General features: G+C 71.7%; 10 protein-coding genes. 5 read left to right on the top strand and 5 right to left on the bottom strand.

Going from position 1 to position 13,672, the window contains the following annotated elements; all coding sequences use genetic code 11:
* Positions 1-115 precede the first annotated feature (115 nt).
* Both IE251_RS28275 and IE251_RS28280 read left to right on the top strand, forming a co-directional pair.
* Positions 116-2,566, top strand: coding sequence for a glycoside hydrolase family 2 protein (locus IE251_RS28275; RefSeq protein ID WP_189755823.1), 2,451 nt, complete (start codon positions 116-118; stop codon positions 2,564-2,566).
* A complete protein-coding gene (locus IE251_RS28280; protein ID WP_189755824.1) occupies positions 2,563-3,594 on the top strand; it encodes a LacI family DNA-binding transcriptional regulator in 1,032 nt (343 codons plus the stop codon). Before IE251_RS28275 ends, IE251_RS28280 begins: the two co-directional genes overlap by 4 nt.
* A gap of 158 nt (positions 3,595-3,752) precedes the next feature.
* Here IE251_RS28280 and IE251_RS28285 read toward each other — a convergent pair whose 3' ends face one another.
* Together IE251_RS28285 and IE251_RS41275 are read right to left on the bottom strand one after the other, a co-directional pair.
* Positions 3,753-5,105, bottom strand: coding sequence for a cellulase family glycosylhydrolase (locus IE251_RS28285; protein WP_189755825.1), 1,353 nt, complete (start codon positions 5,103-5,105; stop codon positions 3,753-3,755).
* Between the two features lie 248 nt (positions 5,106-5,353).
* Positions 5,354-6,718, bottom strand: coding sequence for an eCIS core domain-containing protein (locus IE251_RS41275; RefSeq protein WP_229896976.1), 1,365 nt, complete (start codon positions 6,716-6,718; stop codon positions 5,354-5,356).
* A 439-nt stretch (positions 6,719-7,157) separates the two neighbouring features.
* On the opposite strand from IE251_RS41275, the gene IE251_RS28295 reads away from it, so the two are divergent.
* Entirely contained in the window at positions 7,158-7,763 is a 606-nt protein-coding gene (locus IE251_RS28295) for a lytic polysaccharide monooxygenase auxiliary activity family 9 protein (RefSeq protein WP_189755826.1), read from the top strand.
* A 264-nt stretch (positions 7,764-8,027) separates the two neighbouring features.
* On the opposite strand, the gene IE251_RS28300 is transcribed toward IE251_RS28295, so the two are convergent.
* From IE251_RS28300 to IE251_RS28310, 3 genes are all read right to left on the bottom strand, one after another.
* Positions 8,028-8,549 carry an adenylyl-sulfate kinase gene (locus IE251_RS28300; RefSeq protein ID WP_189755827.1) on the bottom strand — a complete coding sequence of 174 codons (522 nt, stop codon included), beginning with the start codon at positions 8,547-8,549 and terminating at the stop codon, positions 8,028-8,030.
* 144 nt (positions 8,550-8,693) lie between these two features.
* Entirely contained in the window at positions 8,694-9,902 is a 1,209-nt protein-coding gene (locus IE251_RS28305) for a cation:proton antiporter (RefSeq protein WP_189755828.1), read from the bottom strand.
* A gap of 4 nt (positions 9,903-9,906) precedes the next feature.
* Positions 9,907-10,392, bottom strand: coding sequence for a cation:proton antiporter regulatory subunit (locus tag IE251_RS28310; RefSeq protein WP_189755829.1), 486 nt, complete (start codon positions 10,390-10,392; stop codon positions 9,907-9,909).
* Positions 10,393-10,636: 244 nt separating this feature from the next.
* On the opposite strand from IE251_RS28310, the gene IE251_RS28315 reads away from it, so the two are divergent.
* The gene (locus IE251_RS28315; protein ID WP_189755830.1) at positions 10,637-11,344 is read left to right on the top strand and encodes an SDR family oxidoreductase; all 708 of its coding nucleotides are present in this window, start codon (positions 10,637-10,639) and stop codon (positions 11,342-11,344) included.
* Positions 11,345-11,489: 145 nt separating this feature from the next.
* The gene (locus tag IE251_RS28320) at positions 11,490-13,649 is read left to right on the top strand and encodes an AGE family epimerase/isomerase (RefSeq protein WP_189755831.1); all 2,160 of its coding nucleotides are present in this window, start codon (positions 11,490-11,492) and stop codon (positions 13,647-13,649) included.
* The last annotated feature ends 23 nt before the right edge of the window (positions 13,650-13,672 follow it).

Below are 13,672 nucleotides of genomic sequence, written 5' to 3' on the forward strand. Positions count from 1 at the left end.
TGCGCCTTATGACGGTTGTGTGGCTAGACCGGTTTATAGACAGTCCGCTGTCCGCGCGTTAGGTTGTGCGCCGTTGTCCGTCGACCGGCCTGAGTCAGGCGATAGGAGCCGCACCATGAAGGACGTCACCCAGCTCACCGAGGGCTGGAGCCTGCGCCACGGGGAGGAGCTGCTGGAAGCCCGGGTGCCCGGCTGCGTCCACACCGATCTCCTCGCCGCCGGCGCCATTCCGGACCCCTTCGTCGCCCGCAACGAGACGGACGTCGCCTGGGTGGGCCGCCGCGCCTGGACCTACGTCCGCCGGCTCGGCCACGACAGCGGCCACGAGCGCACCGACCTCGTCTTCGACGGCCTCGACACGGCCGCGCACCTCACCCTCGCGGGCCGCCCCCTCGGCACCACCCGCAACATGCACCGCACCTACCGCTTCGACGTCACCGGACGCACCGGCGACCTGGAGATCCGCTTCGCCTCCGCCTACGACGAGGCGGCGGCCGTCCGCGCGGTGACGGGGGAGCGGCCCAACGTCTATCCCGAACCCTTCCAGTACATCCGCAAGATGGCGTGCGGCTTCGGCTGGGATTGGGGGCCCACCCTGGTGACCGCGGGCATCTGGCGGCCGGTCCGGCTGGAGCACTGGTCCACCGCCCGCCTGGCCGAGGTGCGGCCCCAGGTCACCGTGGCCGAGGGCACCGGCCGCGTCGAGGTGCGGCTGCGCGTCGAGCGCACCGAGCGGGGACGGGACCGGCGCCTGCGCGTCACGGCGGAGGCGGCCGACGTCCGGACCGAGGCCGAACTCACCGGCGACGAGACGGTCCTGAGCCTGGACGTCCCCGACCCGCGCCTGTGGTGGCCGCGCGGATACGGCGAACAGCCCCTGTACGACCTCGGACTCACCCTGAGCGACGACAGCGGCCCGCTCGACACCTGGCACCGCCGGATCGGCTTCCGCACGATCGAACTGGACCGCTCCGCCGACGCCCACGGCACCGGCTTCACCCTGGTCGTCAACGGCGTACGGGTCTTCGCGCGGGGCGTCAACTGGATCCCCGACGACGCCTTCCCCTCCCGGATCACCCCCGAGCGCTACCGCACCCGCCTCACCCAGGCCGCGGACGCGGGGATCGACCTGGTCCGGGTGTGGGGCGGCGGCATCTACGAGGACGAGGCGTTCTACGACGCCTGCGACGAGCTGGGCCTGATGGTCTGGCAGGACTTCCTCTTCGCCTGCGCCGCCTACCCGGAGGAACAGCCGCTGCGCGGGGAGATCGAGGCCGAGGCGCGCGACAACGTTGTCCGGCTGATGCCGCACCCCTCGCTGGTGCTGTGGAACGGCAACAACGAGAACCTGTGGGGCTTCCGGGACTGGGACTGGGAGGGCCCGCTCGCCGGGGACTCCTGGGGCGAGGGCTACTACCTGGGCCTGCTGCCCCGTATCGTCGCCGAACTCGACCCCACCCGCCCCTACACCGCGGGCAGCCCCTGGTCCGGCTCCTGGGACCACCACCCCAACGACCCCGCCCACGGCACCCACCACTCCTGGGAGGTGTGGAACCGCCAGGACTACGCCGAGTACCGGGCGAGCGTGCCCCGCTTCGTCGCCGAGTTCGGCTGGCAGGCACCGCCCGCCCTGGCCACCCTGCGCCGCGCGCTGCCCGGCGAGGTCCTCGCGCCCGACTCCCCGGGCATGCTCCACCACCAGAAGGCCGAGGACGGCAACGGCAAGCTGAACCGCGGTGTCGCCCGCCACTTCCCGCTGCCCGAGGACGACTTCGACCGCTGGCACTACCTGACCCAGCTCGTACAGGCCCGCGCCGTCGCCGCCGGCATCGAACACTGGCGCTCCCACTGGCCGGTGTGCGCCGGCACGGTCGTCTGGCAGCTCAACGACTGCTGGCCGGTGACCTCCTGGGCCGCCATCGACGGCGACGGCCGCCCCAAGCCGCTCTACCACGAGCTGCGCCGCGTCTACGCCGACCGGCTGCTCACCCTGCGCCCGGACCCCGAGGGCCCGGACCCCGACGGCCTGGTGCTCGCCGCGGTCAACCAGGCCGCCACGCCCTGGCGGCCGGCGGTGACCCTGCGACGGGTCGACGCCGACGGCACCACGCTCGCCGAAGCCGTGGTCGAGCCGGCCGCGCACCCCCGTTCCGTCGCCCGGATCCCGGTCCCCGAGCACCTCGTACCGGACCCGCGGACCGGCAGGGAGTTCCTGGTCGCGGACGCCGAGGAGGCCCCCCGCCCGGACGGGGCCGGGAGCGGGGAAGGGCTGCGCGCACTGCACTTCCCCGTCCCCGACAAGGACTTCGCCTACCCCCGCCCCCGCTACGACGTCACCCTGGAGCCCGTGCCCGGACCGGGGGATAGAGTCGACGTCGTGGTGAGCGCCCAGACCCTCGTCAGAGACCTTCTGCTCCAGCCCGACCGGCTGGGCCCGGACGCCGTCTGCGACCGCGGCCGGCAGACCCTCCTGCCCGGTGAGCGCACACGTATCCGGGTCGAGGGCTGCGGCCCGGTCACCGTGGACGCCGTCGAGGCCGCCCTGTTCTGCGTGGACCTCGGGTGAGCGGGACCGGGGAACGCGTCACCATCAAGGACGTCGCGGCGCGGGCCGGGGTGTCCAAGGGCGCCGTCTCGCTCGCCTTCAACCACAAGCCCGGCGTCTCCGAGGCCACCCGGGAACGGATCTTCGCGGCGGCCCGCGAGCTGGGCTGGGCCCCCAGCGCCACCGCGCGCAGCCTGTCCAGCAAACGGGTCGACATCGTCGGGCTGGCCCTGTGCAGGCCCGCCCGGCTGCTCGGCCTGGAGCCGTTCTACATGGACTTCATCTCGGGCATCGAGGGCGTCCTCGCGGAGCGGTCCTGCTCGCTGCTGCTGCGGCTGGTGCGGGACCTGGACGAGGAGATCGCGCTCCACCAGGAGTGGTGGCGCGGCCGGATGATCGCCGGCGCGATCCTGGTGGACTTCCGCGAGGACGATCCCCGGGTGCCCGCCCTGCGGCGCCTCGGCATGCCGGCGGTCGCCGTCGGCCACCCCCGCCTCACCGGCCCGTTCCCGGCGGTGTGGACGGACGACGCGTCGGCGGTCGCCGAGGCCGTCCGCTATCTGGCGGCCCTGGGCCACCGGCGCGTCGCCCGGGTCGGCGGCCCGGCCGACCTGGGACACAGCGCCATCCGGACCCGTGCGTTCGCCGACACCGTCCGGGAACTGGGCCTGGAGGAGGCGCGGCAGATCGCCACCGGGTTCGACGAGAAGGAGGGCGCCCGGGCCACCCGCACCCTGCTGCTCGCCGCCGACCGGCCCACCGCGATCGTCTACGACAACGACATCATGGCGGTCGCCGGGGCGGGCGTCGCCGCGGAGATGGGCTTCACCGTCCCCGACGACCTGTCGCTGCTGGCGTGGGACGACTCCCAGCTGTGCCGGATCACCCATCCGACCCTGTCGGCCATGAGCCACGACGTGCACCACTTCGGTGCCGAGGTGGCGCGCGTGCTCTTCGACGTGGTCAACGGCGTGGACACCGGCGGCCACCAGGTTCCGACCCCGTCCCTGACCCCGCGCGGCTCCACGGCACCGGCGCCGGGGGCGTAGACCGAGGCCGGACCGGCGCCGGGCCCATGGTCTGGGTCCGGGTCCAGAGCCGGCGGAGTGGGCGCGGGCCCGTGAGCCGGCGGAGTGCGGAAGGGCCGCGTCCGCGGCGGACGCGGCCCGTCGGCGTGCCGGGCTGCCGGGACTGCCCGTCTGCCGGGTCAGCCCTTCGCGCACGCGGCGCCGTTGAGGCTGAAGGCGGCCGGCACGCCGTTGGCGGTGCCGGAGGAGCCGTTGAACCCGAAGCTCACGGAGCCGCCGGCCGGGATGATCTCGGTCCAGGACTCGTGGGTGGCCCTCACCTCGCTGCCCTGCTGGACGGCCTTGGCGTTCCAGACCGAACCGAGCCTCTGGTCCCCGGGGAAGGCGAAGGCGAGCTGCCAGCCCTTCACGGCCGTCGTCCCGGTGTTGCGGATGGTGACGTCCGCGTTGAACGAGGTGCCCCAGTCGCCGAGGCGGTAGTCGACCGAGCAACTCGCGGGCGCGGGAACGGAGCCGCCGTCACCGAAGACGCCCGACTCCCGGGCCGTCTGCCGGATGCCGTCGGCGCCGGAGAAGACGCGCTGCCCCCAGGCGGTGAGGTGCGCGGCGTCGAAGCCGGTGGCCATGTCCAGGTACTCGACACCGCCGCCGTTGCCGCTCCAGGACCAGCCGAGGTAGCCCACACCGAGCTGCCGCGCGCTGGACATGATGGCGTCCTCGTCCGGATCGCCGTCCGAGTGCATGCTCCCGAATTCCCCTACGACGATCGGAAGCCGCTGCGAGATGAACCGGTCAAGGTAACTCCTGACCTTGTCGGCGGTGTTGAACACGCCGTACATGTGGATCGAGAACACCGTGTTGCGCTCGGGATCCGCGGCGAATACCTCGGCGGCGTGGTCGCGCATGGTGAAGGACCAGTCCTGGCCCCAGTTCGGGGCGTCCACCATGAGCGTGTGCCGGAATCCGGCCGCCCGCATCCGGGCGAGGGCGCCCGCGGTGTCGGAAGTCCACGCCGCATAGCCGGAATTGCCGTACGGCTCGTTCCCGATGTTCAGGATGACGTACTTCTCCTGGCCCTGTACCGCGTCCTTGACGCCGATCCAGTAGTCGACGGCGCGGGAGAGGGTGGTGGCTCCGGCCTGCTCGCCGTAGCCGGTGGTGTCGTGGGCCTCCAGGACGCAGACGAGCCGGTTCTGCCTGCACTGCGCGACCACGGCGGCGACGTCGGCGGTGTCGTTCCTCGTCCACCGGTCACCGGTGGCGAGCACCACGCGCACCGAGTTGGCGCCGAGGGCCTTGATGTCCTTCAGCGCCTGCGCCGTCCGGGTGGGGTACCAGGCGTGCGCGTGGTTGACGCCCCGCAGGACGAAGTCCTCGCCGTTCGCGTCCACCAGCCGGCCCCCGGCGACGTGGAACCCCGGGACCGCCTGGGCCCGTGTCTGCGGCTGTGCCTGCGCGGAGGACGGTGCGGCCAGTAGCGAGGCGGCGAGGGCCAGCAACGCTCCCGCCGCGGTGGCCAGTCTCTTTCTCATCTCTGCTCCCCAGGAGGCGGCGCGTACGGCCGGGACGCGAAGGCATACGCGAACCGTTCCGGAATGCCGCAGCCGGACGTGGTGTCGCGGCGAGGCTAGGACGGGAAATTGAGAGAGACAACCATCTGAGCGAAACCGGTTAAGTTTAGTGGGAGTTCAGTGGGCGGGGCGCCTGTCGGCGGCCGGTCGACCGCGATGCGGCCGGGGGAGCGGACCCGTGGAACGGGCCCGCTCCCCCCTGTGCGCGGTCAGGTGAGCGGGATCTGCTTGTCGCTCGGGTCCACCGACTGCCTGTCGGGGTGGACGGCGACCAGCCGGCTGCCCTGGGCGAAGCCGCTGTCCCGGCCGTAGAAGTGGTAGCCGGACTCGATGAGCTGGAGGATCTCATGACCCAGCATCGCCTGCGGCCCGCCTTCGTCCGGCGCCTTCGCGCTGTCCCAGAGGGCGCTGTCCCCCAACTGCTCGATCTCCGACCAGAAGTTGGCCGCGTTGAGCTGCCCGGAGGTGAGCATGCCCTCGATCCGCGGGCCCAGACTGGTGACGATCTTGAAGACGGCGCGCTCCTCGATACCGCCGTCCATGAAGGCGTAGTTGACCGGGACCGACCACTTGGTGGTGTTCAGCCGACGGCCCATCCGGGCGTCCAGGTCGAGTTCGCCGGGCGCCTGGGCCTTGTTCTTCTGGTACTCGGCCCACCGGCCGGTGTCGGTGGTGCGGCCGAGGATCAGCTTGTACTTGGCGATGGCCGCCGCCGTCCTGGTGCTCGCGACCGTCTCCGAGGCGGTGGTGGTCAGATCGGCGCGGATGGTGCCGTCCAGCTCCCGCAGCAGGTCGTCCTTGGAGCGCCCCTGGGGGTCGCCGACCTGCGACTCGATCACCTCGTAGGAGTCGTTGAGGTCGGCGTTGTTCATCACCCACTTGAAGTTCAGCCGGTTCGTCTGCCACTGGGCGTAGTCGGCGATGTAAGCGTCGATGCTCGGCTCCGCCTGGGCGACGAGCCGCGCCACCTCGGCGTCGATCTTGCCCGGGTGGTGCATCCGCTGCACGTCACCCCCGCCCGCCGGGGAACCCGCGGCGGGGGAGGCCGCTTCCGGCGCGGAGGCCTTCGCGGGGCCGCTCAGCACGCGCCGCGCGGTGGTCTCCGCCTCCCGCTCGAAGCGGTCCGAGGGGTCGCTGACCCGCAGCCCGTCCCCCCGGTCGGTCCCGGCCACCGGCCCCGAGCGCTGCTGGAGGACGTGGGTCAGCTCATGGGCCAGGGTGTGCCGGTCGATGCCGGAGGGGCCGGCGACGATATGGCTGCCCGAGGTGTACGCCACCGCGCCGAGCTGGGCCGCGGAGTCCCGGGCGGCGGCGTCGGTGTGCACGCGCACGTCGGAGAAGTCGGCGCCGAAACGGGCCTCCATGTCGGTACGGCTCCGCTCGTCGAGCGGCCGGCCGCCGCTGCGCAGGACGGCGTGCACGGCGGAACGCTGCACCGGCTGGGACTCCTCGGCGTGGCCGCAGCCGGCGCCGTGCCGATGGGCGTCCTCCTCCTCGGTCCGCTGCACCATCCGGACCACGGCCGCGTTTCCGGCGGAGCGCTGGAGGGCGAGCAGGGAAGCGGCCGGCGCCACCGCCCGTGACCCGGATGTGCGGGCGGCCGCCGGAGCCTGCCGACCCTTTCGTGCCCGGCTGTCGGCGTGGTCGTACAAGGCGGTTCCCTCCCGGCGTCGGTGTGCGTGCCTTCCCGGTGTACCGCACGATCCGGGCCCTGACCATGTACGCGAGGGCAGACCCGGGTCCTTCCGCGTTGCCCCCGGACCGACCACCACGTACCGCTCGTCGCCCCCCACCAACCCGTTGATCCGATCCTTCATCGAGATCGCGGCGGCCGCGTACCGCCATTGAGCACCGGCGGAGTCCCGGACGACGCCGTCCCGGACGGCAAGCGGCGCGCCCTCACCACTGCATTGGTATGGACATGTCTGGGCGGCCGCAATAGCCTGGGCGTTGGTCTAGACCAACGCACGGTTCGGCTCGATCAACTCCCCATACGTTCCGAGGAGCGGCTTCATGCGCACCAAGGGCAAGTTGTACGCGGCCGTATTAGGCCTCGCCACCGCCGGCGCCTTCGTACTGTCCACCGGCGGTGCCAGCGGTCACGGCTACACCGACCTCCCCATCAGCAGGCAACTGCTCTGCGCCGACGGCACGGTGCGGGGCTGCGGCGAGATCCAGTGGGAGCCGCAGAGCGTCGAGGGCCCCAAGGGCTTCCCGGCGGGCGGACCCGCCGACGGGCAGCTCTGCTCCGGCGGCGAGACCCGCTTCGGCCAGCTCGACGGCGCCCGCACCCCCAGGGGCGCGGAGTGGCCCACCACCAAGGTCACCGGCGGTCAGAGCTACACCTTCCGCTGGCAGTTCGAGGCCCGGCACGCGACGACCGACTTCCGGTACTACGTCACCAAGCAGGGCTGGAACCAGGGCCACGCCCTGACCCGCGCCGACCTGAACACCACACCGTTCCTGACGGTCCCCTACGGCGGCAAGCAGCCGCCGGCCACCCTCAGTCACAGCGGCACCCTGCCGACCGGGCTGAGCGGCCACCACGTCATCCTCGGCGTCTGGACCATCGCCGACACGGGCAACGCGTTCTACGCCTGCTCGGACGTGACGTTCTGACCCGGTCCCCGGCAGTCCTGAACCACCGCCGGTCCCGGCGGCGACCCTGAACCACCGGCCCCCCGGGGCCGGGCACGACGTCCCTGTCCGGTCCCGCCCCCTGACGCGGGCCCGGACAGGGATTCCAGGCCGTCGGCCGCCGACGGCGCCGCACCGTCGCCGACGGCACCTGGTGCAGACCGGTCGGTCTCCTTTTTCCCGGCATATGCCGCCTCCCGCGGAAGCCGTCCGGTTCTCCGCAGCGCCTGACATCACGTCACGGTGTCATCTCAGAGCCGGCATCTCTCGCTCGAGCAAGGAGCGGAGAAGACGCTCCGCGCACTCCTCGACGGAGCTGGCCGTCACGCACAGGCTCAGGTCGGCCTCGCAGTCCGTACGAGGTGACCTGGTCACGTGGACTTCGAGGAAGGGGCTGCCCTCGGCGGCGTGCCGTTGCCGTATGGCCGCCCGGCACTCGCGGGCGGGGTCGTCGGTGGCCAGCAGGACCGTGATGCCGCTGCGGGCCAGCACAGAGGCCATGAGACCGGTCCGGTGCAGCCCGGACTCCCAGTTCCGGTAGGAACACGGGGTTTCGGCGGCCAGGGCCTTCGCCAGCTCGCGGCCGTCGAGGATCTCACTGAGACGGCCGGCCCGCCGCAGGCCGTCGGCCACGGCGCGGGCGATGGGCGCCGTCTCCGAGGGAGCCCCGCGCAGCCATATCGTGGCACCTCGCCCCGGCTCGGCCGTGGCGTCGATCGCGGGGCCGCTGACCAGACGGCTTGCGGCGCCGCCGGTGAGTCTACGCACCGGAACTCCTCATGTTGACGCGTGAAGGGACCTCAGGGATAAAAACAAACCTTCCAGTTGGATTCAATTGACATCACGAATCTTGATCGAAAGGGCGCGGTCCGTGACCGCGCCGCCTCCCCGGCCCCGCCCGGAGGGCACCGGTCACGAAGGGGCGCGCTGCCGTACGGCCTGTGGCGGCGGCTGCTCCGCGCCGGTGCGCGGCCTCGCCAGGAAGAGCGCGACCGGCTCCGTGAACCTCGCGGCCAGCGGGCCCATGAGGACCAGCAGGAGAACGTACGCCGTCGCCAGGGGGCCGAGCGCCGGCGCGACGCCGGAGGACACCCCCAGGCCCGCGATGACGATGGAGAACTCGCCGCGCGCGACGAGCGCGCCCCCCGCACGCCAGCGCCCGCGCTCCCCGATGCCCGCCCGCTTGGCGGTCCAGTAGCCGGTGGCGATCTTGGTGGCGGTGGTGACGGCCGCCAGAACCAGCGCGGGAAGGAGGACGGGAGGGATCGTCGTGGGGTCCGTGCTGAGCCCGAAGAAGACGAAGAAGACCGCGGCGAACAGATCGCGCAGCGGCATGATCAGCTGGTGCGAGTGCCGGGCGACCTCTCCGGACAGCGCGATGCCCACGAGGAACGCCCCCACGGCCGCGGACACTTGGAGGTGCTGCGCGAAGCCGGCCACCAGCAGGGTGAGGCCGAGGACGACCAGCAGCAGGTTCTCCGGATCGTCGCTGGAGACGATCCGGGAGATGAAACGGCCGCATCTGACGGCGAGGGTCAGCACCAGGGCGACCACGAGGACGGCGACCGTGAGCGCGAGCACGCCGGCGGTCCAGCCGGCCCCGGCCAGCACGGCCGTCAGGACCGGCAGATAGACGGCCATGGCGAGGTCCTCCAGGACGAGCACGCTCAGCACCACCGGCGTTTCCCGGTTTCCGAGCCGTCCGAGGTCGCTCAGCACCTTCGCGACGATGCCCGACGACGAGGCCCAGGTGACGCCCGCGAGGACCAGCGCGGCCACCGGGCCCCAGCCGAGGAGGAGGGCCGCCGCGGCCCCGGGCAGGGCGTTGAGCGCGAAGTCGACCAGCCCGGCGGGCGCGTGCCGGCGCAGATGGCCGACCAGGTCGCCGGCGGTGTACTCGAGACCGAGCATGAGGAGGAGCAGGACGACGCCGATGTCGGCCCCGACTCCGATGAAGGTCTCGCTGGCGGCGAGCGGGACGAGTCCGCCGGCGCCGAAGAGGAGCCCGGCGAGCAGGTAGAGGGGGATGGGCGAGAAGCTCATGCGGACGGCTAAGCGCCCGAGGAGCCCCAGGGCGAGCACAACGCTTCCGAACTCGATCAGGAAGACCGTGGAGTGCATCCGTTCACGTCCGTTCGAGGATGGTGTGGGCCTCGTCCACGCCGTCGCGTGTGCCGATCACGATGAGGACGTCACCGCCCCGCAGCCGGAAGCGGGGGCCGGGCGACGGGATCGCGTGCGACCTGCGCAGGACCGCCACGATCGAGGCGCCGGTCCGGGTCCGCAGACGCGTCTCGCCGAGCGCCCGGCCGTTCCAGTAGGAGGTGCCCGCGACGCCGATCCGCTCGGCCATCAGGCCGAAGTCGCCGGCGTGCAGCAGGCTGGGGCTGTCGTGGTCCGGCACCAGCACGCTCGCCAGGACGGTGGCCTCGCCGGCGGCGAGCCTCAGGGAGACGCCGCAGGAATCCGGGTCCTCGTCGTGGTGCACGTTCAGTGTGCGGCCGCCGTCGCGGTGGGTCACGACGGAGAGCGCGTCTCGCGCGTTGGTGTGGAGCTCGTACCGGACGCCGATGCCCGGCAGAGGGGTCGCGCGTAGTCGCGGAGTCACCATGGCAGCTTCCTTTCCGCGCCGAGTTGTAATGCATGACAGTCATTGCATGTCATGCATAAAGTCAAGCATGTAGTCCTGAGCTGACGCTGCCAAGTGCGAATTCCCTCGGCGGTTCTGTCAGGCCACTCGACAGATCCCTGCCAGCTGCATGACTTACTGCTTGACAGTGTCTGACAGGCCGGGCTAGAACTGTCATGCAGTCGGGGCGTGGCTGGAGTGCGCTCCGATCGACGAGGGAGGATCGATGGACCACGCGGTAGCCGTCATCGGCGGCACGGGCCGGACCGGCCGTCTCATCGCGGAGCAGTTGGCGCGGCGCGGCGAGCGCGTCCGGACCCTGGCGCGGCGGCCCTGCCGGGACACGCCCGCCGACGGCATCACCCGCTTCACCGCCGATGTCCGGGACCCGGCCAGTCTGAGGATCCCGCTCCGCGGCTGCTCGGCCGTCGTCTACTGCGTGGAGCCCGGTACCGACGACGAAGGCCCCGACTCCCCCCGGGCGACGATGTACCAGGGCGTTCGCCATGTCGTCGCCGCCAGTACCGCCTCCGGTGAGCGCCCGCACATCGTGCTGGTCAGCCAGGTGCACACCACGCACCTGGGCCACCCGCTGAACGCCTACGGCGGCCTGCTCGACTGGCGCCGGGCGGGGGAGGAGGTGGTGCGGGCGTCGGGACTGCCCTACACGATCGTCCGCCCGGGCTGGCTGACCGACGACTGTGCCGGCGACCACGGCCTCCGGCTGGCCCAGGGAGACGACCAGACCGGCTACGTCTGCCGCCGTGACCTGGCGCGGGCCTGTGTGCAGGCCCTCTGCTCCCCGTCCGCGATCGGGGTGACCTTCGAACTCTTCAACGGCTCCGGCGTCTCCCCCTGGATGCCGGACGATCTGTCCGGCGCCTGGGACATGGCCTTCGCCGCGCTGGAGGGGGATCTGGAGATGGCCGCGTAGACCGGGCCGATGGCTTCACGACGCCCCTCGGCGCGCGCGTTTCCCCGCCACGCGCCGGCCCCCGATCCCGGTGCGCGGCCCCCGCGTCGGCCCGCCGGCTGTACACGCAGCGCTTCAGCATGCCCGGAAACGGAGAACCCCCGCGATGACAACAGCCGCCAAGAACCACCGTACTTATTCCGACAGCATCGCCGGTTACGTCACCTCGTACGAACCGACTCGCGACTGCTTCACCCTGCGCACCACGGACGACCGGCACTTCACCATCCACCTGGGCAGCTCGGTGAACTCGCAGATCGTGCGCAACCTGGGGGACCCACCCCATGACACGAGCGCCGGCACCCGCGACATGCTCACCGAGGGCCGCTACGTCCTGGTGTACGGGCTGTTCCACCAGTACCCGGACGGAGAGCGGATCGAGGCCCGCTCCATCACGTTCGCCGAGGAGCACCGCGGCTCCTACGTCTTCGAACAGCCCGGCTGGTGGCAGCAGCAGGCGCGCGAGATAGCCGACTTCTATCTGCGCGCCCACTTCCCCGACGGCGTCTACGACTGGAGCAGGTTCCGCACCCACGTCACCCTGTCCGGAACGCACCTTCCCGACACGGGGCAGGACGTCCGGCAGGAGACCGACACCATCTCCCGCCTGGTGTACGGGCTGGCCACCGCCTATCTGCTCACGGGTGAGGACCGCTTCCTCGAAGCGGCCGAATCCGGCACCGCCTACCTGCGCGAACACATGCAGGTCGCCGACGACAGGGCGGGCATCGCCTACTGGTACCACGGCATCGACATCTCCCCCAGCGGCCGCCAGCGCAAGGTCTACGCGTCCGAGTTCGGCGACGACTACGACGCCATCCCGATGTACGAGCAGATCTACGCGCTGGCCGGGCCCACCCAGACCTACCGCGTCACGGGCGACCCGAAGATCCTCGCCGACATCGACCGGACCATCGAGCTGTTCCGCCGCTACTTCCGCGACGACGAGCAGGGCGGGTTCTTCTCCCATCTGGACCCGATCACCATGGACCCGCGCGCCGACTCGCTGGGCCGCAACCGGTCCCGCAAGAACTGGAACTCGGTCGGCGACCACGCGCCCGCCTACCTGATCAACGCCTATCTCGCCACCGGCCGCGAGTCGTTCGCCGAGCTGCTGCTGGACACCGCGGACACCATCTGCCGGCACTTCCCGGACGAGCCCGACAGCCCCTTCGTACAGGAGCGTTTCCACGAGGACTGGAGCCCGGACCGGACCTGGGGCTGGCAGCAGGACCGCGCGGTGGTCGGGCACAACCTCAAGATCGCGTGGAACCTGACCCGTATCCGCGCGGTGGCGGACAAGCCCGAGTACGCGCGGCTCGCCGAGCGCATCGCCGAGATCATGCCCCCGGTCGGCAGCGACGTCCAGCGAGGCGGCTGGTACGACGTCGTCGAGCGGAAGGCCGACGAGTGCGGCACGCACCGGCTGGTCTGGCACGACCGCAAGGCGTGGTGGCAGCAGGAGCAGGCGATCCTGGCCTACCTGATCCTGGCCGGTGTCGGCGGGGACCCGGAGCACCGTCGCCTCGCGCGGGAGGCGGCCTCCTTCTACAACGCCAACTTCCTCGACTACGACGACGGCGGCGTGTACTTCAACGTGCTCGCCAACGGCATCCCCTACCTCGTCGGCACCGAGCGGCTCAAGGGCAGCCACTCGATGTCCGGGTACCACTCGCTGGAACTGTGCTACCTGGCCGCCACGTACACGGGCCTGATGCTCACCGAGGAACCCATCACCCTGCACTTCCGGCCGCGGCCCGACGCCCTGCCGGAGCGAGTGCTGCGCGTGGCCCCGGACCTGCTGCTGCCCGGCACCGTGACCCTGGACCGCGTCTGGGTCGAGGGCGAGCCGTACCACGACTTCGACGCCGACGCCCTGACGGTACGGCTGCCCGCGGGCGACCGTCCGCTGCGGGTCCGGGTCGAGATCGCTCCCGCGGACATGCGCCTGCGCATCAGCAGCGAGTCCGACGGGGACACCGCACGGATGCGCTTCCGGGGTGTCATCGACGCGGCGGAGCTGGAACGCTTCCGCCGCGCGCTGACGGAAGTCCTCGCCGACGAGCCCAGGCAGGTGGAGTTCGACCTGAGCGGCGTCACCGAGATGTGCCGTCCGGCCATCAACGAACTCCTCTTCCAGCGGGCCAAGTCGGGCCTGGAGACGCACTTCGTGATCACGGGTGACGCCCAGCCCGGCATCACGGCGGACCTGCTCGCCACGGACGCCTTCATCCTCGCCCCGGCGTCCCTCGCGGAGCAGTCCTGACCGCAGCCGCCGGGCCCGATCAT

It is taken from the genome of Streptomyces eurythermus (assembly GCF_014649115.1).
In the GTDB taxonomy this organism is placed as follows: domain Bacteria; phylum Actinomycetota; class Actinomycetes; order Streptomycetales; family Streptomycetaceae; genus Streptomyces; species Streptomyces eurythermus.

What these genes read in the sequence shown, in the direction of transcription:
- IE251_RS28275 (WP_189755823.1), top strand. Translation starts at nt 116, where the DNA reads ATGAAGGACGTCACCCAGCTCACCGAGGGCTGGAGCCTGCGCCACGGG.
- IE251_RS28285 (WP_189755825.1), bottom strand. Translation starts at nt 5,105, where the DNA reads ATGAGAAAGAGACTGGCCACCGCGGCGGGAGCGTTGCTGGCCCTCGCC.
- IE251_RS28295 (WP_189755826.1), top strand. Translation starts at nt 7,158, where the DNA reads ATGCGCACCAAGGGCAAGTTGTACGCGGCCGTATTAGGCCTCGCCACC.
- IE251_RS28305 (WP_189755828.1), bottom strand. Translation starts at nt 9,902, where the DNA reads ATGCACTCCACGGTCTTCCTGATCGAGTTCGGAAGCGTTGTGCTCGCC.
- IE251_RS28310 (WP_189755829.1), bottom strand. Translation starts at nt 10,392, where the DNA reads ATGGTGACTCCGCGACTACGCGCGACCCCTCTGCCGGGCATCGGCGTC.
- IE251_RS28315 (WP_189755830.1), top strand. Translation starts at nt 10,637, where the DNA reads ATGGACCACGCGGTAGCCGTCATCGGCGGCACGGGCCGGACCGGCCGT.
- IE251_RS28320 (WP_189755831.1), top strand. Translation starts at nt 11,490, where the DNA reads ATGACAACAGCCGCCAAGAACCACCGTACTTATTCCGACAGCATCGCC.